This window comes from Bacillus nitratireducens, assembly GCF_036320425.1.
GTDB lineage: Bacteria > Bacillota > Bacilli > Bacillales > Bacillaceae_G > Bacillus_A > Bacillus_A nitratireducens.
In genome coordinates, this window is the sequence record NZ_JAUMJO010000004.1 from 537389 (window position 1) to 558071 (window position 20683).

The following is a 20683-nucleotide window of genomic DNA, read 5'->3' on the forward strand; positions in this document are numbered from 1 at the left end:
TTTACTCCCCCTTATACATTGGTTTGCGTTTTTCCTTGAATGCCTGTAATCCTTCTAATCTATCTTTCGTATGGATTACGCCCTCATACGCCTGTTTTTCCATTTGTAATCCGGTATGTAAATCTACTTGAATACCATTTGAAATAGCTTCTTTTGCTAATCGAACAGCAATTGGACCATTATTAGCAATTCGATCTGCAATTTCAATTGCTTTCTCTTCTAGTAAATCAGCTGGTACTACGAATTCTACTAAACCATATTCTTTCGCTTCTTGCGCCGAAATACGTCTTCCTGTATAAATTAATTCTTTCGCTCTACCGACTCCGATTAATCTCGGTAAACGCTGCGTACCACCTGCTCCAGGTATAATTGCAAGAGAAGTTTCAGTAAGACCTAGACTTGCAGTGTCAGAAGCAATTCTAAAATCACAAGCTAAGCTTAATTCAGTACCTCCACCAAGTGCGATTCCATTAATAGCAGCAATAACTGGTTGTGGTAATTGTTCCACCATCTCCATAGTAGAACGAATCATACCCACAGCATGGCGAACTTGTTCTTCATTCATATTGGCACGCTCTTTTAAATCAGCACCAGCGCAAAACGCTTTTTCGCCAACTCCTGTTAAAATAACTACGCGCGTATTTGATTCTTCGTTTATTTGAGTTAATATATTTTGTAATTCTTCTAATAATGCCAAAGATAATGAGTTTGCTTGCCTTTCACGATTTAACGAAATCTTTACAACATGCGGTGTTACATAATCAACTGAAATGTTTTGTAATTGTAGCATCTTCTCACCTACTTATCGTTTTATGTTGAAGCGCTCTATACACATGACTCGGTAATTGGATATTTAACTTACTTTGAATAAACTGACTAGCTCTCAATAACTTTTCTTCATCAATATTAGTTTGGACTCCCAGCTTATGGAGCATATGTACTAAATCATCAGTAGCAACATTCCCCGATGCTCCTGGTGCATAAGGACACCCTCCGAGCCCACCACAAGAACTATCAAACGTTGTAATACCATGTTCTAAAGACTTAACTACATTTGCCAGTGCCATTCCATACGTATTATGAAAATGCATTGCAAACTGTGAGGCATCATATTTCTTTAATAAATATTCTAATACTTGATCTACTTGTAATGGATTCGCTACACCAATCGTGTCACCGAGAGAGATTTCATAAATACCGTATGAAAATAGTTGATTACATATTTCGTCAACTGCTTCGACACTTATATCCCCTTCATAAGGACATCCAAATACAGTAGAAACATAACCTCTTACCTTTTTCCCTTCGAATGTTGCCTGTTTCGTTATATCTTCAATAACATTTAATGCTTCTTTAATTGATTTATTAATATTACTTTTATTATGAGATTCACTTGCTGATAAAAAAACATTCACCTCATCTACATTTTGCAAAAAAGCTCGTTCCAAACCATTTTGATTTGGAACAAGCGCTGCATATGTAACATTTGGATCCCTTTTTAGCTCAGAAAATACATCACTTGCATCTGCTAATGCAGGAACCCATTTAGGGTGAACGAATGAGGAAACTTCAACGTACGACAATCCCGCTTCTGTAAGTAGTTGAATCCATTTTACTTTATCTTTTGTGCCAACAATCTTTTTTTCATTCTGTAAGCCATCACGTGGCCCGACTTCTTTAATGACAGCAAAATTAGGTAGTTTCAATTCGCTTCCCCCTATATCTCCCTATTCAATTTCTAGTAATACATCTCCTTCGTTTACAAAGTCGCCTTCTTGCACGTTGATTTTCATAACAGTTCCGGCTTCTTCTGAAACGATTGGAATTTCCATTTTCATAGATTCCAAAATGACGACATCCTGCTCTTCCTCTACTGTATCTCCTACTCCTACAACAATTTTCCAAACATTTCCTGCCATCGATGCGTATACTTTCGTCATCATTTTTTCCCCCTTAATATTCATAAACCTTATTTTTTAACAAGTTGTTTCGTTACAAAACCTGTTGTATAAATACCACTTTTAAACACATCGTCTTCCAACACTTGTAGTAACATTGGTGTATTTGTTTTAATACCTTCTACTTTTAACTCTTGCAGCGCATCCTGTAATTTTGATATCGCTTCTTCGCGAGTTTCACCATGAGCGATTACTTTCGCAATCATTGGATCATAGAACGGTGTAATCGTTACTTGATTCTCCAAAAAGTGATCAATACGTACATTTGTTGGTAAAGATAGCTCTGTAATCTTCCCAGGTGATGGGAAGAACGTTTTCGGATCTTCTGCATAAATACGTGCCTCGATGGCATGACCACTACGTTTTACATCATCCTGTGTAAATGATAGCTTCTCACCGTATGCAATCAGAAGTTGTTGTTCTACAAGATCTAAACCAGTAATCTCTTCTGTAACTGGATGCTCTACTTGTAATCTCGTATTCATCTCTAAGAAATAGAAGTTCTTCTGATCATCTACAAGAAACTCAACTGTACCAGCATTCGTATAACCAAGAGCTTTAGCAGCCTGTACTGCAACTTCTCCCATTGCTTTTCGCGTACCTTCATCTAAAAATGGTGAAGGTGCTTCTTCAATTACTTTTTGATTTCGGCGCTGCACTGAACATTCACGCTCCCATAAATACACTGTGTTACCATGTGTATCTGCTAAAAGCTGAATTTCAATATGATGTGCATCTGCAATATAGCGTTCTAAATACATTTCTCCGTTACCGAAGAAGTTTTGTGCTCTTGTTTTGTTACTTTCAAATGCTTTGGTGAGCGTTTGCTCAGTTTCCATCAACTGCATTCCAATGCCTCCGCCGCCTGCGGATGCCTTCAGCATTAATGGATAACCAATTTGTTTAGCAATTTCAATTGCTTCTTCAGCAGTTTCAATATTTGTAGTAATACCTGGAACTACTGGGACATCTGCAGCTTGCATTGTGATACGAGATTCGATTTTACTTCCCATCTTTGTAATGATTTCTTCTGAAGGACCGATAAATACAATTCCTTCTTCTTTACAGCGAATTGGAAAAGATGGATTCTCTGATAATAATCCGTATCCTGGATGGATTGCTTCAGCTTTTGACTTCTTAGCTATTTCTATAATTTTTTCAAGGTTTAAATAGCTTTCTTGGACACGCGGGCCGCCTACTAAGTAAGATTCATTTGCCATTTTTACATGAAGGGCATTTTCATCAGCCTCAGAATAAATAGCAACAGTGCGAATTCCAAGTTTTTGACAAGTTTTTATAATGCGAACTGCGATTTCTCCTCGATTTGCAATTAATATTTTTTGAAACATAGTGATTCCTCCTTTTTATCTACATCCTAAATGTCTTGCAATTACGAGACGTTGAATTTCAGAAGTACCTTCACCAATTTCTAACAGTTTTGCATCACGAATATGTCGTTCAACTTCATATTCACGCATATAGCCATATCCACCATGAATTTGTACTGCATGATTCGCTATACGACTTGCTGCTTCAGATGCAAACAGTTTTGCCATAGCCGCTTCTTTACCGAAAGGTTTATCATTATCTTTTAACCAAGCTGCTTTATGTACTAAATTACGCGCTAGTTCCACTTCAGTCGCCATATCAGCTAATTTAAATTGAATCGCTTGGAAATTAGAAATTGTTTTTCCAAATTGTTGACGTTCTTTCGCATATTGCAGAGCACGTTCAAATGCAGATTGTGCAATACCTACTGCTAATGCCGCAATTGAAATACGTCCTCCATCAAGTGTATATAAGAATTGTTTAAATCCTTTATTAACATCACCAAGAATATTTTCTTTCGGTACACGTACACCATCAAGTACGATTTCACAAGTATTAGAAGCGCGAACACCCATCTTATCGTAAGGACTTGTGATCGTTAATCCTTCACTTGTAGTCGGTACGATAAATGCAGAAATACGCTTTCTACCATTCTCTTCAACACCATTGATAGCGGTTACAATAATTGTATTTGCATACTCTGCGTTTGTAATCCAGCACTTTTCACCACTAATTACATACTCATCGCCATCTAATACCGCTTTCGTTTGTGTGCCTCCTGCATCTGATCCAGCGTTTGGCTCCGTTAATCCGAAAGCACCTAACGTTTTACCTGATGCCATTGGAACTAAATATTTTTGTTTTTGTTCTTCTGTACCGAAATAATAAATTGGAGAAGCACCTAATGAAATTGTTGCAGCGTAGCTTAAGCCTGTACCACCACAAGCGCGACCAATTTCTTCAACTGCTAACGCGTACGATACTGTATCGCCACCTGAACCTCCATACTCTTCCGGGAATGGGATGCCTAATAATCCTAGTTCGCCCATTTTTTGAAATGTTTCATATGGAAATTCCGCAGTTTTGTCATAATACACAGCTTTCGGTGCGATTTCCTTTTCAGCAAAGTCACGTACCATTTCTTTAATCATTTGTTTTTCGCGAGTTAGAGTAAATTCCATTCCGCTACACACCCCTTATCGAATATTGAGTTTCGACAGCGTGCGAGTTACTATTACAAACATTACTTCTTAAAAGACACGAATATTAGTTAGACAATTGCTATAATTCTGTCATAACTTAATTTTAAAACAGATTCTGTACCAATGCACAAAAAAATTCCTACATTGTTCTACAACAACATAGGATGATTTATGTCGAAATATGTATTTTTTTGTTTAATAATCTCTATCTTTTTCCGAATCAGAAATTATCACTATCGTTTCTGAGGATGTTTCGAAATATGTTTTTTAATAATACTTTTCATCAAATCGAATTGCCCACAATTTTAAAATAGTAATCAAACCGCTAAGTGTTTTTCTCTTCCCTGCATATTTATGAAATGCCTCAGCCAATGCTCATGCTATCTTTAAACTGTGTTCTATAATAAAATATGCTCACATACATTTCAATTTGATAAATAGAGCGGCGTATGCATTAATAACTAATAAAAGATCTTCTCATGATTTTCAAATACTACCTTTAGCATTAGTAACATTACATCCTAATTTTTTATCCTTCACTTTGTTATGTGCCATAAATAAAGATCTTTAATCAAGTTATAAGTTTAAATGGCATTCATATTTCAATTGATTTCTAATATTTTGAAATATGCGATTATTAAAAAACTTTTAAAGAAATGTTCCCGAATAATAAAATTCGACAATCTCTTTTCTTAATCACACAATTTTAACGTTTAATTTAATCAAATTTTTTCGTTTTTATTTCACATCGTGTAACATTGCCTTTATCAATTCGACTATTATCTAAAAATCAATCCAATTAAATTCATAAACTGTGCGTATACTTACTCCTGCTTTTCTACTAGAAAATTATCAATGATTTCGTTTTGAAAGGCCATAAAGTCCACTACTTTTCAGGTCATCGTCCGATTCACATCGAGTTCCTACGTTAATTCATCCTGTGGCCTATTGTTATGTTTTTTGTCTTAGCTCGTTTAATTTAGCCAATATTATGTTACGCTTCCCTTCCCTTCTGAAATAGAAAAAAAGCAATCGATTTTATATCGATTGCTTTGAATTTCGTGTATCTTTTGTAGTTCTTATTGAAAGTCTGTATTAAACAACTAGATTCACCACTAATCCAGCATGATCAGATGGCCAAATAGCCGTTATCGTTATATTAGCGTTTGAATTCAGGCTTTTTAGAAGAATTAGCAGTAGGTGTGTATTAGCTGGTCCAAACAGCAATTCGTTCCTTTATGCAACTTGAGTACTCAAAGAATTTCACATAATTTATTTCATTACCTCCGTGGCGTTAGCCCATACAATATAAATTGAATCGTATTTTCAATTTCCACTTCATCATCCCATTTCTCTTCAGGCAATAATAAAAACCTCGTTAAGAGAAATCCTAATACAGCTGATAAAGTAAGACGTAATACGGAAGATGGTGGCATTTCAATAATTTCCCCTTCTTCTTGAAACTTTACAATTAATTTTTTAAATTGTGAAAGCAGTTCTGTTTCTACTAATTGTTGTATTTCACTTTTGAGTTCCGGCTGAAATGGTACTTCTTGAATTAGTATTTTTATCATTGGAAAGTGCTTTTTGGCAAATTCAAACCTATTATGAATTACTACTCTTAAAAGACCTTCATACGATTCATAATTTGTTTTAAATATTTCCTTAGCAAAAGCTTGTATGAAAAATGGCGCAGCGAACTTTGTTAAGGTCGGCATCACAACTGCAAACAATAAATCTTTTTTCGTTTTATAGTAGCGGAAGATTGTTCCTTCCGCTACACCCGCACGCTTTGCAATTTCACTCGTTGAAGTTGAGGCGTATCCTTTTTCTCCAAACATATCAACAGCTGCCTCTAATATACGCATTTGACGTTCATTACGTTTATCAGTATTCGTTGCGGCAACTAATTCTTCCAACCAATCCTTCTTCATTTATAATACTCCTTTTTGTCGTCATTATATTTTGCGATGTTTCTTTAAAGCAAATACATTTCCTACTGCAAATAATAGTGAAAAAAGAAGTAAAACAGTAAGATCTAAAGCAATTTCTGTAAATCCTTGATTCCGAATCATTACTTGTCTCATCGCGTCAGCACCATATGTGAGTGGAAATAATTTGCCTAACATTTGTAACCACTTATTCATGGATTCCATTGGAAACAATCCAGAAAAGAAGACTTGAGGTACAATTACAAGCGGTATAAACTGAATCATTTGAAACTCATTATTTGCGTATGCCGATAAAAATGTGCCTAGTGTTAATGCAGTTAAAGAAAGCATACATGTTATAAGTAGCGTTAGCCATATTGAGCCAGCTACATATAAATCTAAAATATAAACTGAAAAACTTACAATTATAATAGATTGTATAAATGCAAAGATTCCAAAACCAATAATATATCCTACTACTATTTCCCATCTTCTCACCGGCGTGGACAATAATCTCTCTAATGTACCACTTAAGCGTTCTCTTACAAAAGAAACTCCCGACAGTATAAATACAAAGAAAAATGTAAAGAAACCAATTAATACGGGACCAAGCCCATCAAACATCGTAATGTCTTTAGAGCCATGTAAGTAATTCACTTCAGGCTTCATAACTGATACATCATTCTTTTCTGTACTCTTTTGCAACACTTGGAGTACAGCACGATTTTTTGAAGAATCACTGCCTTCTAATAGAAGATTCATTTTCCCATTCTCTAAATAAATTACTGCATCTACCTTTTGTTTTTCTAACTCAGAAATTGCTTTCTCTTTGCCGTATTCATAAATTGAGGCTTCTTGATTTTTCATCGTTTTTACTATAGGAGCAGGTACATCGACTACAGCGATATGCGGTGTATAGTCTTTTTGTGTAAATATTAGCGATAATAACCAAAGTAATAACATTGGTGCCCCAAACATCATTGCTAAAGAACGTTTATCTCGAAAAAATTGACGGATGATTCGGATGACTACACCATTGACTCTCATGATTCAATCACTCCTTCTAACATAAAGACATCTTCAATTCGTCCAGATGATGTTTGTTTTTTTAATTCCTCAGGTGTACCAATCGCAACTAACTTCCCTTCTCTAATTAGCCCTAGACGTTCGCAAAACTCTGCTTCATCCATAATGTGCGTTGTTACAATAATAGTTGTCCCTTTCTTTTTAAGATCATAAAACTTCTCCCAAATCGATTTTCGAAGAAGTGGATCAATCCCAACTGTTGGCTCATCTAAAATCAATATTTCTGGTTCATGAAGGAGTGCTATCGCCAGTGATAAACGTTTTTTCATTCCACCTGAAAATTGCTGTACTTGCATTTTCATATGCTCAGTTAATTGTACTAGTTCAAAAACTTCTACAATTTTCTCTTTTTTACGCTTACCTTTTAATCCATACATTGTTGCAATAAAATCTGCATTTTCATATGCCGATAGTTCTTCATATAATGCATCAGCCTGAGCCATATAACCAATTCTTTTCATACCATTTAAATTAGGCATGTTTGTATTAAAAACAATTACATTTCCTGTAGTTGACTCATTAATACCTGCAATCATTTTAATGAGTGTTGTTTTCCCTGATCCGGAAGGTCCAACCAATCCAAAAATTTCTGCTTTTTCTACTTGCAACGAAATGTTATGCAAAACTTCTTTTTTCCCAAAACTTTTTGATACATCTCGTAAAATAATTGAAGATTGTTGCACTAAAAATCCCCCTTTTCTATAAAATGAGTGAGTACTCACTTTTATTTTACTCTCGAATTATTATATGTCAAACTTTACAAATATATTTTTTTCTGTTATTTACTAAAACAATGAAACAGAGTCGACATTAGAATACCTTTTCTGAAAGTCGACTCTGTTTCATTGTAAATATTCAATTTTAGTTATGTTTTTAAATTTAAATACCTTCTAATTCTAGCAACATCTAATGAATATTCGATAACTATTTGCTGTATTGGTAATATAACCGTTTCCGGATATAAATGTGCATATTGTAACGTTTCTGCATACTTTTCTAACCGTTTTTCTAAATACTTTACAATTTGCTCAGGATGACTTACTAATAAAGACTTACTATAATAATGAATTTGCTCCTCAATCGCCGTATATTCCTCAATTTCAAATTCTTTATGCATTTGTACACCCCTTTATATTTTTAATATTGTTTAATAATAACTATTTTGACTCGACTAATTTTTAAGTTTTCTGATTATTTACACTATAACAAACTCAATAGGTCAAATTTTGTTACTTTATGTAACGTGGAAAAATTTTAACAAAATTGTAATGGAAACTTGTACTGAAGAAAATTTAGCTTTAAATTATTCTCCTGAACAAAAAAGCCGTACAGATTAATTTAACTGCACGACTACAATCTCGGGCCTATTAAAGATTCTTTGCGGAATGATACTATTACCTAATCCTCTACTAACTATCATTGATGTCTTTTGTTTTTCATATAAACCCGCTGTATATTTAGGTAATATACCTTGATTAGGAGCAACCAGCCCACCTATAAATGGTAGCCTTACTTGTCCGCCATGGGCATGTCCAGATAAAACTAAATCTATTTTTTCCTCAGTATACACATTTAAAAATTCAGGTCTATGAGAAAGCAGTACCTTATATCCATCTGGATTTACTTCATTTTTCGCTTTAGCAATCTCATTTTTCACTATAGATCCTTCATTATGATTTCCACTAGTAAACTCAGGATCATCTATGCCTAACAAATATATATCCTGTCCGTCTTTTTGGATGTTTATATGTTCATTTCTTAAAACGGTGACATGATGCTTCTTCAATTCTTTCTCTAAACTGTTATATTGCCCTGACCACTTTTCATGATTTCCTGTCACAAAATATACCGGATATTCCTTTACAAGTTCTCGTATTACTTGCAAACTAATTTCTGCATCGTACGATTTACTGTCTATTAAATCACCCGTAATAGCAATAATATCTGGATTTATGCTTTTTACTTTTTGAATTATAACGTCTTGATTATCACCAAATTTTTTATTATGTAAATCTGAAATTTGTAGTATTTTATACCCTTTAAAAGCAGAGGGAATTTTACTAGAGGTTATTTTAACCTCAGTTATACTTATTAAATTGTTTTGTAAATATAAAAAGATACTAATGCCTACTAATATACCAATAATTAATATAATTCCTTTAGTCTTCTTGTTCATATTTCCTCCTAAAATCTTGATCAGTACTACAGTTCACAATAAATATTACGTGCCCTTCGCATTCAGAATAACTGAAATTTTTTAATTGATTTATATTATTTGTTATAGTTTTATACGCCACTTATAAAATTTTTCAATTGCATGCGTGTATGATGTCATGCTCATTTTTCAGTAATTTTATAGCAGATCACTGGAATCTCTTCATAATATTAACATTTATCTTACTTAGTTTGATAACTATATCATGATAATTCCTATAGTTTTTTATAAAAATATTGTGTACTTTTCTCGAAGTATATACGACATTTGATTACAAATATATTATTACCACTACGATTTTAATTTGTTTAAAACGTACAAAGAGAGAATTGAAACACTAAATTGCCTTTTGAAAAGGTATTACTGTATTATTTGTTGGAAAATTGAAAAAACATGTGTAGATAGCTATCATTGTAAGTGCATATATAATTAACTTTAATTTTCTGACATAATTTCACATAATTCTTAAACTAGTTTTTTGCGTGCATTATGAAATAAAATATTGCCTCATGTCAGTCTTTAAAAAATTATATATCATAACTTTAAGGGAGGAAGAAAACTATGAAGATGAAAAGAAAAATCATGATGACGACAGCACTTGCAGCTACATTGGCTACAGGTGCACTACCAAGTATATCGGTGTTTGCTGCTGAAAAAGAGGCTCCTATCCAACAAGAAGAGACACAGATGAGTATTCAACCATTTGCACAAAATAATTTGGAAACAGCAGTTAAAGCTGCCTTAAATGGTCCAGAAGTTAAAAAAATTAAAGTATTTGAGCATGAATTTAATGTAAAACCAATTGAAGTAGTAAATTTAGGTGGCGGTAAAACATATGTTAAGGGACAAATTTCTCATCATTTAAGTTTTCGTCCAGATGATCAATTTTATTATGAGTTTACAGTGCAAGATGGAAAGGTAATAGATAAGCCTGTATTTAATATTGATAGAGGTGGTTGGACACCATTTGCTGCTCCACTTTTATCAATTCTTGCTGCGTATAATGGGATTCCAGTTAATCCAAATGATTTAAATGCACTTGGTCAACAGATTGGAAAAGTGATAGATGGAAGCTGGGAACATGCAGCCCAATCTATCGCAACTGTAGTTAGTTTAAGTTTTAATGAGTAGAATTTCTTAATTTTTGTTAGCCTAACAGAGTCCCATTTTTCGTAAGTGACCTTGTTATAAAAAATTCTGAAACAGCTATAAATAGATTTTTACCACTCAGTCACATTGTCTTGATTTGTTAACCACCTTATCATTCATTATATGTCACAAAATAGAAGTCTTTTTTAAGACTTCTGTTTTGTTTGTATACAGTACAGCGGAAAGTTTGTTTTTTACCTATCTATGCTTCAATTCTTTAAGAATCCGTTTGACTATTAGATACAATTTATTACAACAAACTATTAAAATCTCAAATAACTTCCTACCCTATTTTGATTTTTTTCAAACACAAAAATTCATTACTTTAAGAATGAAAACAATAGATGTAGTAAAAAATCATCTTGTTTTATTCTATCTATTGTTTAAAAGTCAGGAGAGATAAAATGAACAAAATAAAAATGAGGAATTTTTTTAAAATCAGTATCCTTACTTGTTTCACACTAGCAAGTTTAAGTACACCATCTACTATTTTTGCTGATAGTCATCCAGGTTATTCCTATGAATCCAATATAGGCTATCAAAACCCAGCATGGATGTCGAAAGTAGCAGATTCAACAAAATTGAGTGAAATATCTATTCCAGGGACTCACGGTACAATGGCTTTACATGGAGCAAGTTTTCTTGATGAAAATTTGACAAGAAATCAAACTATGAGTCTACCACAACAATTAAATTCCGGAATTCGATATGTAGATATGCGTGTTAAACGTGTAAAAGATTCTTTTGCAATGTACCATGGGATTGTAAATCAAAAAGCAATGTTTGAAGATGTATTAAAAGAGGCAATTCAATTTTTAAAAGATCATCCTACAGAAACAATTTTAATGCGCTTAAAAGAAGAAACTACTCCTGAAAGTGGCTCACTATCATTCGAGGAAATACTTAATAAATACAAAGACCTTAATTCTTCCTATTTTTGGGACCCGAGTTCTGTACCAACTTCAAAAAGAAATAATCCTACTCTAGGAGACATCCGAGGGAAAATTGTAATCTTACAAAATTTTACATCCTCTCAGCAATATGGTATTAATTACGATAGCTTAAATATACAAGATACATTTGAAATTGAAAACGGACCAGACGGAATGTATGAAAAATGGAATGCGGTGAAAACCCAACTTCAAAATGCAAATAATAATTTTAACAATGATAAAATCTATCTTAACCATTTTAGTGGCACAGGTGGTGCTGCTGCATTATTAAATAATGTTTATCCTTGGTTTGTTGCAAGTGGTAAAGAAAGCAGAAATACTGATAGTAACCCCAAGATGATTCAAAAAGCTACAACTAATGCGTGGGAAGATTTCCCTCGTGATATAAATGGTCAAGTATTTTATGGTGGAATGAATACACTTGGAACTGAGTTCTTACAACAAGGTGGAATTAAACATACTGGTATCATTGCAGCTGATTTTCCTGGACCAGGTTTAATTGATAGTATCATTAAATTAAATGGTATACATTCGAATGAAAAAGAAATATTAATTTCGCAAATTTCTTCCGAATCTAGTCCTTTATCCGGTCAAAAAAATCGATCCAGTCAAAACTTTAAAATTGATAGTTTACCTGTAGGTACCAAGGAATTAAAATGGATTATTGAGCCTTCAGAAAAAGATCATCCTTCTACTATTTCTTTCAATGTAATGATTGATGTTTCCCTAGGTACAGATTCTATTCGTTGGAAAAATATTTCACATGGATCTAGGACTGAAGCTTACACAAATACTAAATATTATATTGCAAGTCCAATTGGTGCCTCTAACAAATTTACAGTGAAAATATACGCTATTACAAATTAGAAAATAAAAAATCCCAATGGAATTCCTTTTTGATGGAATACCATTGGGATTCTTTAATGATTTCATTTCGTATGTATTGGGATGGAGATTAAAAATTGCACCCCTGTTCCGGTATTGCACATAGAATAAGTGATAACTACCCTTTTCCACTTATCATTTATTAAAAACTGGCTTCCAAAGTGATAGGGCAAAAATCCAATTTGAGTCGCCGTTCCCTTGATAATCTTGAACCGCTTCATACACTTTTCCCTCATGTACTACTCTATCACCTTTAGTATATGCCTTTCTTGCATCCCATTCTTCATATGTGGAATCCCCTGACTTTGTTGTTACATTCAAAACATCACTTCTACTAGATTCATTTCCAGCTAAATCAACCGCCGTCACTACATACTTATACGATGTATTAGCCTGCAAATCTTTATCCATAAAGGATGTATTATCAGCTGCCCCAATTTTATTCATAACCCCAGCGCTTTCTCTATATACAATATAATGGTCAACACCTACATTATCTTCAGACGGACTCCACATCAAATCAACAGTTGTCGCTGTTGTACCCATACTATGTAATCCTTTTGGTTGAGTCGGAGCCTCTTTATCTGGAATTTCATTTGTTGTCTTAGCCTTTAGTTTTTCACTTTCTTTTGATATGTTTCCAGCAGCGTCTAATGCCTTTATTGTATAGGTATATTCCGTATTTGCTTTTAGTTTTTTATCAGTAAAAGTTGTACCTGGTACCGTACCAATTACTTCTCCATTACGTAACACTTGATATTCTTTTACGCCTATATTATCAGTAGAGGCCTTCCATGTTAGTTCAACACTATTGGCAGAAACTTTAGACGCATTTAATCCCGTTGGTTGACTTGGAGCTACTGTGTCGGGAGTTTCATTATTTACTAAATTTACATCAATTACGTTATAAAACGCATTTGACGTATCTGCTACATCCCATACAGCTAAAATAACATGATAACCATTGCGATCAGTTGGTACATTAATTGTATGTGTTAAATTATTTGATGCGGCCGAACCGTCATGGTTCACAGTTCCAATTGGTTCTAATTCAGCACGTGTTAATGGTTTATTAGGATCCCATCCCTTTTTTGTAATGTAATAATGCCATTTACTTGTAGAATGTGCCGCTGTGTATTTCCATGTAAATGTATTTGCTCCCCCCTTTATTGTGTTTTTGAACCAGCGATTTGATGTTTGTTGGTCAAGAATCCCTCCAAACAGTCCTCCTGCCGAAGCAATTTTCCCATCAATCGGTCCACCATCTGGGAATCCTTTAGGTGCTTCTAGACTTTGAGGTTCGTACATTACATTTCCACAATTTAAATTTAATGCTCCATAATTCTGACTACATAAAGCAGCACGACTACTTGGCTTTTCAACAAACCCATGTGCATATGCACTTTGAGGAATCATTGTAATTGCCGTCACCCCTGCAGCTAAAACACAAGCACCCATTCCTTTTTTACTTTTTCTTAATCTTTCTAACTTAGATGTTAATTTCAAATTCATACTTGTCCCCCCAATATATTGTTTACGCTAATATAATAGCAATATAGGGATAAACGAACAAATCACCTACTAATATATTAATAGTTCAATAACATAAACACATTTAGTTTATTTATTAACCTGATATGGGGATAAATTAAGCAAATTAATTCTATTTTGTAACATTATGTAGTAAAGAGTTTATAAAAAACCAATAAAGATTCACAAAAAATCCAAATATCGATTACTTAATTTTTTACAACCACACCCCACACGATAACTACATTATTAAGCAGGTTTCATGATTTATTACATTCTCTCACCACCTGATAAAATCAGATCAAAAACATATCCCTGCATATTATCGATTAGTTCAACCACATCTGGATTTTTATCGTTGCTCAGCGACCAATTGATTGACACCATTGCGTTTGCTGTATACAACTGAGCTACAAAGTCAATCGGCACACTTACTTCAACCTGCTGCTCTTTCAAATAGGAATAGCAGGCATTATATAAAATAGATTCTAATTCTAAACGTAAATCCGCTGAGGGAACACGTACATGGAGTAAAGTTGCAACCTCTTTTTTTCGCGCTGAGATCTTATCGGTTATCATATTAATAGCTTGAGCCACATTTCCATTCTCTATTAATGCGAAACGAAATTCAATTTCTTCCTTGAACCAGCAGACATAATTTTGCACTAATTTTTCCAAAAGATCATATTTATCTGCAAAATGGCTGTAAAATGTGGACTTACTCACCATAGCATGTATGCAAATATCTTTAGTTGTAATTCGCCCAAACTCTTTTTCGTTCAAGAGGGTAATAAGTGTATTAGAAATATTTTTCTTCGTTTTATAAACGCGAACATCCTCTCCCATTAATAATCAATCTCCTTCCCAAAGTTGCTTATCAAACCATTTATATCCTTATGGTTCGATTTCGTACTTCTTACCCTTTCCTGCTTGTTGTTTCTTTAATATACTTCTCTTATCCTTACCTTGTAGTCAAATATAAGGAGGGATTTTATGTTTAAACAGTATGTAAACAACGAACAGTTCAATTTGCAAATTAACCGTTTTTTCAACGATTTCTATCAAGACGATGAGCGGGCAAATCAGGATTTGCAAACCATCATCCCAAGACTTACAGACACGGACAGCTGGTATAACACTTGGATAGAATATGCAGCAATGCGGGAGCATCAGAAAGACTTCGATCTGGCTTCGGTTTATTATCAGGCTGCCGAGTTTTATATGGAATCATCCGATCCAAAAAAAGAAAAAGTGTACCAAAAATACCGTGAAACTTTTTATAAGGGCTTTCATGACTTTGAGTATGAAACCTATCAAATTCCTTATGAAGATTCCTATCTTCCTGCAATCAAATTCATGACACCAGGCGCATGTAATACACTACTTTTCTTTGGAGGCTACGATTCCTACATGGAGGAAATGATGAAGATGATGAACTACCTCATAGGAATCAATTATAATATTATAGTTTTTGATGGACCTGGACAAGGAACAGCACTGAAAAACGGCTTAAAATTCATCCACAACTGGGAGAAGCCCGTTTCCACAGTCATTGACTATTTCAAACTTGACCGTGCTAGTATTCTCGGAGCTTCTTGGGGCGGCTACTTGGCAATGCGTGCCGCCGCTTTTGAAAAACGAATCGACAAAGTCATCGCCTTTAATATTTTTTATAGTGGCCTTGATGCACTCAAAATGCGCATGCCGGATAATATCTGGAATAAATTGACCACGCTTCTGGCTACTAATGAAGCTGACAAAATTAATACCATGTTTAAACAAATGATGGCCACCAGCATCGACCTGAACTGGAAAGTTAAAAAAGGTATGGAAAATACAGGTGAAAAAACGCCATTTAACTTACTTAAAAACTTTGAAAAACATACGATGGCAGGAATCGGTCCGTTCATAAATCAAGAAGTATTGCTCCTGGCTGGTGAAGACGATCAGTACGTTCCAATTAGCCGATTACCGCAAATCGAATCGGAGCTATGTAATGCAGCCTCCATCACTTCTGTAGTTTTCACTAAGAAAACTGGTGGTGAACAACATTGTCAGGCTGGTCATCGTCACTTAGCTTTTGATGAAATTAAAAGATTTTTGCGACATAACTTCTAGTGAATAATATCAAGCATTTTAGCACTTTCAAAATTTTTCATATACTAACACATTAGAACATGGTGACTATCGTGACACTCCTCAAAAAAACTGATATTTTGTCATAAAAGAAATCCCCCACTTATTTGTGGGGGGATTATTCTGTGCTTTACTTATAATGATATGTGTGAAGTTTTGTTTATTTACAAACCTAAAATCCCTACAATCTGACTCGCCTTTAAATTAGTAATATAATTGTACATCTCTAAGCCTTTTCTTTCAGCCTTTAGCACCTTGCCTCTCATTTTCGATAAATGTTAGGAAACAGTGGATTGTGGAATTTTTAAAAGCTCCGTCAATTGTGTAACATTACATTTTTTATACTGAATTAACTCGTTTATAATTTGCAATCGAATTGGATGTGCCATTATTTTTAACATATCTACATCCTCTTCAGTTATTACACTCTTTTTCATTTCACCTTTATACATTGTCATAAGAAATTCTCCTTTATTATCCGTGCATTTCCGCACGTCTTTTAATTAGAAGTATATTCTAAAATTATTACGGTTTAATATTCTTATTTTTTGGTATATTGAAGTTTATATTTTTAAAATAATATAATTCCAGAAACGCCTTACACTCATATTGTACAATTCCAATATGCGATTCATATGAACTTAATATACGGTTTAAATGAATCTTATATAATGAATCTCACTTCACTATGGAGACACTGTTGAAACTTTACTTCAATAACTCTGTAGGAAACTTATAAACAACTAAAAAAGGACACACCTATAGCATATGTATGCGTAGGTACGTCCTTTTCTAAGATAAATTTTAAAGTATTAACTTCTTTTTATCCTATCGTATAAGATAACTATTTAAATTTCAAAATATATAGTATAGAATAGGAACATTCGCTATATTTATGTATGAAAGGATTTTTGGAAATGGACTTGTTGCAAATCAAGAAAATGGAAAATTTAATTTGGACTATTGAACATAGTAGTGACCTCTCAAAAAGGTTTTACATAATAAAATTTTTTGATAGAGAAAATACAATTAAGCCAATTGAAACATTAGAATTTGGAAATAGAAATATCGACAAATTTGAATGGGTGTTTATTAATATATTTCCAAAGGTAGTAACAACTTATGTCCCTTCCACTGGAAGGAAACCTGATGAATCATTAATAGATACAACTAGAGAAAACCGTAAAGAATCACTTATTTTACAAGGAATACGAACCTACACCAAGTTTTGGTCATGTTAACCCCCACCCTTATATAGCAGCAAATATAATTTTGCATAAAATGTGGGTTTTTGAGTTAAGGTGAATTCTATATGTAAATTCTGCTGAGAGTTTCATTCACATTGTATTGTTCTTTATTTGAAGAACAAGGAGTTTTTTATAATATACGATATATCAATTTTTAAAATGTATGCTTATACTTATTTTTTTAGGCATTTTATTCTCTTAAGAGCATCCACGCAAATACATGCTCTTAAGAAAATAAAAGTAGTACGCATGAGATTGAATGAATATTAAATAAAACACTTTGGATCTGGAACTTACCTTACACTTTGTTTTATATACATAAAAGAAGAGTAGAATATCCTTTTTTATTTTTAGATTTGCCTACTAACACTTCAAACAATCTATCAGGACGTTAAGGAGTGAATAGTTCAATTTAAGGGGATTATTTTAGTCTCTACTAATTTAGCAGAAAATTCAGTTCCGCATTTAACCTTTCTAAATTCTAGATGATTAAATCCTTAATTAGCGCCTCATCGGTTGAATCAAATAGGGTATGCACTTTAATATACCTAGTCCAAAAAACGTAAATATTCCTCCTACCAAATCAAACAAAAAAATTTGAGTAGCCCCCTATTTATTGCACTAATTATAACTAGAGCTAGCCCTTTCCTTTTCTTTAAATTCCTACTTTAACTAGAACATACGGACGTTAAGTGATATGAATTCATTTTATAATGGGGGAAATTTTCACCTTTTCTAAACAACTTATTATATTATTTTTATCTAATAAGGCACAGAAACAAATTAAAAAACTTTAGTGCTCCTGAAAATCTCTTGAGGAAAAACGTTTTTAGGGTGAAACGTTTTTCAGGGTACTTTTATACTGACTCTTTTCCTTAAAATGTTTCTGTACCTAATATTTAAATTAACTTATGTCAAAATATTTCGCAATACAAGCGCTAAATGCTACATGGATATATAGAAATTGACACTTTTTATGAGCATACCCCATCAAATACTTATATTAAATATAGAAAAGTCACCTTACTATTATTAAATTTGTTAAATTAAATAATGAAAATGGAGAATACTAACTTTATAATTGTCACAATTCAATTTATATATCTACTCTTTTATTACTCGTAAAAATCATTTGATAATTCCTTCAATATTAATTTATGAAATGCAGAGACCATCTAAAGCAACAATTTTCTTACATTAGATTGTTTTTCTATTTAATTTATTTTGTCGAAAAAAGTCGATATTTTCATATTTTTTTCATTTAATTATTGTACATTTGCACATTTAATGTTAGGATTATGCCTATTCAAATTAGATCAATCCTATTGATTCCTCTTTAAGATTTCTTTATTTTATTTGTGAAAATTAGTTACTTTCTAGTAAATTCCCAGCAATAATACAGCAAACTACACTAATAATAATTCTAAAATTATATTTTCATCTCGTAAATTCATAAAAAGGAATTTAAGTCAAACTATATTTTCTATCTGTGTATATTCATTCTTTATTCAAACATGATTAATCATAAGTTCTAACTCGTTAATCAAATTTAAATAACAATTTTGATTCTAAAATAAGTTCAAAACCAAAATAAATATATTGTTATTTCAAAATAATGTTGTAAACTATCTTTAGAATGGAAAGATTTATGTAACAGCATGTTAAGGGGTTACAGGGGGAATAAAAATGAGAAATTTTTTCGATGACAAGTATAAAAATATTGAATTAAAAAGGAGACTATTAAATATAATCAGTGAAATTAGTGAATTGAAAGGAAAATTAGCTGCTTATCAGGAACAAAATCCTGATATATTTACTAGCTTAGAAAAAACCATACCACTTCATTACATAAAAAACTTTACTACTACCTATGAAGATATAAAAGTCCCAAATAAAAGATTAAAAGAACTTATTTTAGATGATATAGTACCTCAAAATATTTCGGAAGATGCTATCTTTTGTTTTTATCAAACACTTACTTTTGTACATAAGAATTCCTGTGATTTATTAATCAATCCAGAGACTATACAGGAATTACATTTTCAATTAATACATTACATTACCTCTGACAGTGCCAAATGGCGCGAAAAACCGTTTACTATTCCAGGTATTCCTGAAAACGGAATGCACTTAAATAGTTACCGCATTCTTCCACATGAGCTTATTCCACAAGTAATGGAACAATTATGTGATCAATATAACTCATTAAATTCTAGTAAGGGCCATCATTCACTTTTATTAATAGCTCGTTTTATATTTAATTTTTATTGCATAGTCCCTTTTAATCAGGGTAACGGCAGATTGGCACTTATGTTAATGCAATTGCTATTAATTAAGAGTGGAAATACATTTGTAAAATATGTATGTCTGGATAAATACATTAAGAAAAGTGAATCTGAATATTACAATTCGATTTATAAATCTTCGGTAAATTGGTACTGCGAGGAACATAATAGTAGCTTTTGGTTAAAAACGTTTTTAACTATTATATTAGAGGCGTACAAAGATCTTCATAATACAGTTCTAGATTCTATATGTAAGCATACTAAAGTGGAGAGAATTCAGGATTTTATCCTTAAACAAAAACAACCCTTTACTAAGGAGTGTATTCGTAACACATATCCAGACATAGCAGAGAGTACAATCAGTAAGGCTTTAAATTCCTTGCAATTGTTTGGCCATATTAAGCTAGTGACAAAAGGAAGAAATGCTAGTTGGATTAAAGTTTAACTATACTTGTAAAACACTTACAGTTCAAAAAGGAAAATTATAACTTTATCATTTAAATTCATGCCTTTGGACTCTTATTCATTGAATTTCACTTTAATATATTAAGCTATTATTACTAATTTAGTTATTTCTAATTCCTACAAAACGTTTTATAGGAATATTTGTCGAAAAAAGTCGCATTTTAATATTTTTTCTTTATTTTCTGGTTGTAAACGTTTCATTTTCGTGTTACCATCTTAATCAAACAATAGATGGTAATAAAAATGAAAATATTTCTTTCCCTTAGAAACATATAAACGTACGGTCATATCAAGAAAATAAGGACAAAGAAA

At 32.8% G+C, this 20683-nt stretch carries 17 protein-coding genes and 1 pseudogene; 5 read left to right on the forward strand and 13 right to left on the reverse strand.

Going from position 1 to position 20683, the window contains the following annotated elements:
• Window position 1 precedes the first annotated feature (1 nt).
• The 10 genes from Q3V31_RS18345 to Q3V31_RS18390 form a co-directional block, all read right to left on the reverse strand.
• Window positions 2-790 carry an enoyl-CoA hydratase gene (locus Q3V31_RS18345; protein WP_000939807.1) on the reverse strand — a complete coding sequence of 263 codons (789 nt, stop codon included), beginning with the start codon at window positions 788-790 and terminating at the stop codon, window positions 2-4.
• Between the two features lie 4 nt (window positions 791-794).
• Complete coding sequence (gene mvaB / locus Q3V31_RS18350) at window positions 795-1706, reverse strand: hydroxymethylglutaryl-CoA lyase (RefSeq protein ID WP_090813437.1); 912 nt, start codon at window positions 1704-1706, stop codon at window positions 795-797.
• Between the two features lie 21 nt (window positions 1707-1727).
• Window positions 1728-1943, reverse strand: coding sequence for an acetyl-CoA carboxylase biotin carboxyl carrier protein subunit (locus tag Q3V31_RS18355; RefSeq protein WP_001985297.1), 216 nt, complete (start codon window positions 1941-1943; stop codon window positions 1728-1730).
• A gap of 26 nt (window positions 1944-1969) precedes the next feature.
• Window positions 1970-3307, reverse strand: coding sequence for an acetyl-CoA carboxylase biotin carboxylase subunit (locus Q3V31_RS18360; protein WP_329765691.1), 1338 nt, complete (start codon window positions 3305-3307; stop codon window positions 1970-1972).
• 15 nt (window positions 3308-3322) lie between these two features.
• Window positions 3323-4468, reverse strand: a complete 1146-nt coding sequence (locus tag Q3V31_RS18365; RefSeq protein WP_090813435.1) for an acyl-CoA dehydrogenase — start codon at window positions 4466-4468, stop codon at window positions 3323-3325.
• Between the two features lie 1301 nt (window positions 4469-5769).
• Window positions 5770-6423: a TetR/AcrR family transcriptional regulator gene (locus tag Q3V31_RS18370; RefSeq protein ID WP_090813434.1), complete on the reverse strand. Its 654-nt coding sequence runs from the start codon at window positions 6421-6423 to the stop codon at window positions 5770-5772.
• Between the two features lie 24 nt (window positions 6424-6447).
• Complete coding sequence (locus Q3V31_RS18375) at window positions 6448-7467, reverse strand: ABC transporter permease (RefSeq protein ID WP_090813433.1); 1020 nt, start codon at window positions 7465-7467, stop codon at window positions 6448-6450.
• Window positions 7464-8189, reverse strand: a complete 726-nt coding sequence (locus Q3V31_RS18380; RefSeq protein ID WP_329765692.1) for an ABC transporter ATP-binding protein — start codon at window positions 8187-8189, stop codon at window positions 7464-7466. Before Q3V31_RS18380 ends, Q3V31_RS18375 begins: the two co-directional genes overlap by 4 nt.
• Before the next feature lie 182 nt (window positions 8190-8371).
• Window positions 8372-8623, reverse strand: a complete 252-nt coding sequence (locus Q3V31_RS18385) for a hypothetical protein (RefSeq protein WP_000548597.1) — start codon at window positions 8621-8623, stop codon at window positions 8372-8374.
• Window positions 8624-8839: 216 nt separating this feature from the next.
• On the reverse strand, window positions 8840-9682 hold the full coding sequence (locus Q3V31_RS18390) for a metallophosphoesterase (protein WP_090813431.1): 843 nt from the start codon (window positions 9680-9682) through the stop codon (window positions 8840-8842).
• A 600-nt stretch (window positions 9683-10282) separates the two neighbouring features.
• On the opposite strand from Q3V31_RS18390, the gene Q3V31_RS18395 reads away from it, so the two are divergent.
• Both Q3V31_RS18395 and Q3V31_RS18400 read left to right on the forward strand, forming a co-directional pair.
• A complete protein-coding gene (locus Q3V31_RS18395) occupies window positions 10283-10852 on the forward strand; it encodes a methyltransferase (protein ID WP_090813430.1) in 570 nt (189 codons plus the stop codon).
• Between the two features lie 422 nt (window positions 10853-11274).
• Window positions 11275-12690, forward strand: a complete 1416-nt coding sequence (locus tag Q3V31_RS18400; protein ID WP_090813429.1) for a phosphatidylinositol-specific phospholipase C — start codon at window positions 11275-11277, stop codon at window positions 12688-12690.
• Window positions 12691-12843: 153 nt separating this feature from the next.
• Here Q3V31_RS18400 and Q3V31_RS18405 read toward each other — a convergent pair whose 3' ends face one another.
• Together Q3V31_RS18405 and Q3V31_RS18410 are read right to left on the reverse strand one after the other, a co-directional pair.
• Window positions 12844-14220, reverse strand: a complete 1377-nt coding sequence (locus tag Q3V31_RS18405; RefSeq protein WP_097871959.1) for a lytic polysaccharide monooxygenase — start codon at window positions 14218-14220, stop codon at window positions 12844-12846.
• Window positions 14221-14508: 288 nt separating this feature from the next.
• Window positions 14509-15084 (reverse strand): TetR/AcrR family transcriptional regulator, encoded by a 576-nt coding sequence (locus Q3V31_RS18410; protein WP_002085457.1) that lies wholly within the window; start codon window positions 15082-15084, stop codon window positions 14509-14511.
• A gap of 147 nt (window positions 15085-15231) precedes the next feature.
• Here Q3V31_RS18410 and Q3V31_RS18415 point away from each other — a divergent pair, with 147 nt between their 5' ends.
• The gene (locus Q3V31_RS18415) at window positions 15232-16356 is read left to right on the forward strand and encodes an alpha/beta fold hydrolase (protein ID WP_090813427.1); all 1125 of its coding nucleotides are present in this window, start codon (window positions 15232-15234) and stop codon (window positions 16354-16356) included.
• A 182-nt stretch (window positions 16357-16538) separates the two neighbouring features.
• On the opposite strand, the pseudogene Q3V31_RS18420 reads toward Q3V31_RS18415, so the two are convergent.
• Window positions 16539-16832: pseudogene (locus Q3V31_RS18420) on the reverse strand (ArsR/SmtB family transcription factor).
• Window positions 16833-17291: 459 nt separating this feature from the next.
• Between Q3V31_RS18420 and Q3V31_RS18425 the strand changes: the two are divergent.
• Window positions 17292-17615 carry a hypothetical protein gene (locus tag Q3V31_RS18425; RefSeq protein WP_090813426.1) on the forward strand — a complete coding sequence of 108 codons (324 nt, stop codon included), beginning with the start codon at window positions 17292-17294 and terminating at the stop codon, window positions 17613-17615.
• A gap of 1692 nt (window positions 17616-19307) precedes the next feature.
• Window positions 19308-20351 (forward strand): Fic family protein, encoded by a 1044-nt coding sequence (locus Q3V31_RS18430; RefSeq protein WP_090813425.1) that lies wholly within the window; start codon window positions 19308-19310, stop codon window positions 20349-20351.
• The last annotated feature ends 332 nt before the right edge of the window (window positions 20352-20683 follow it).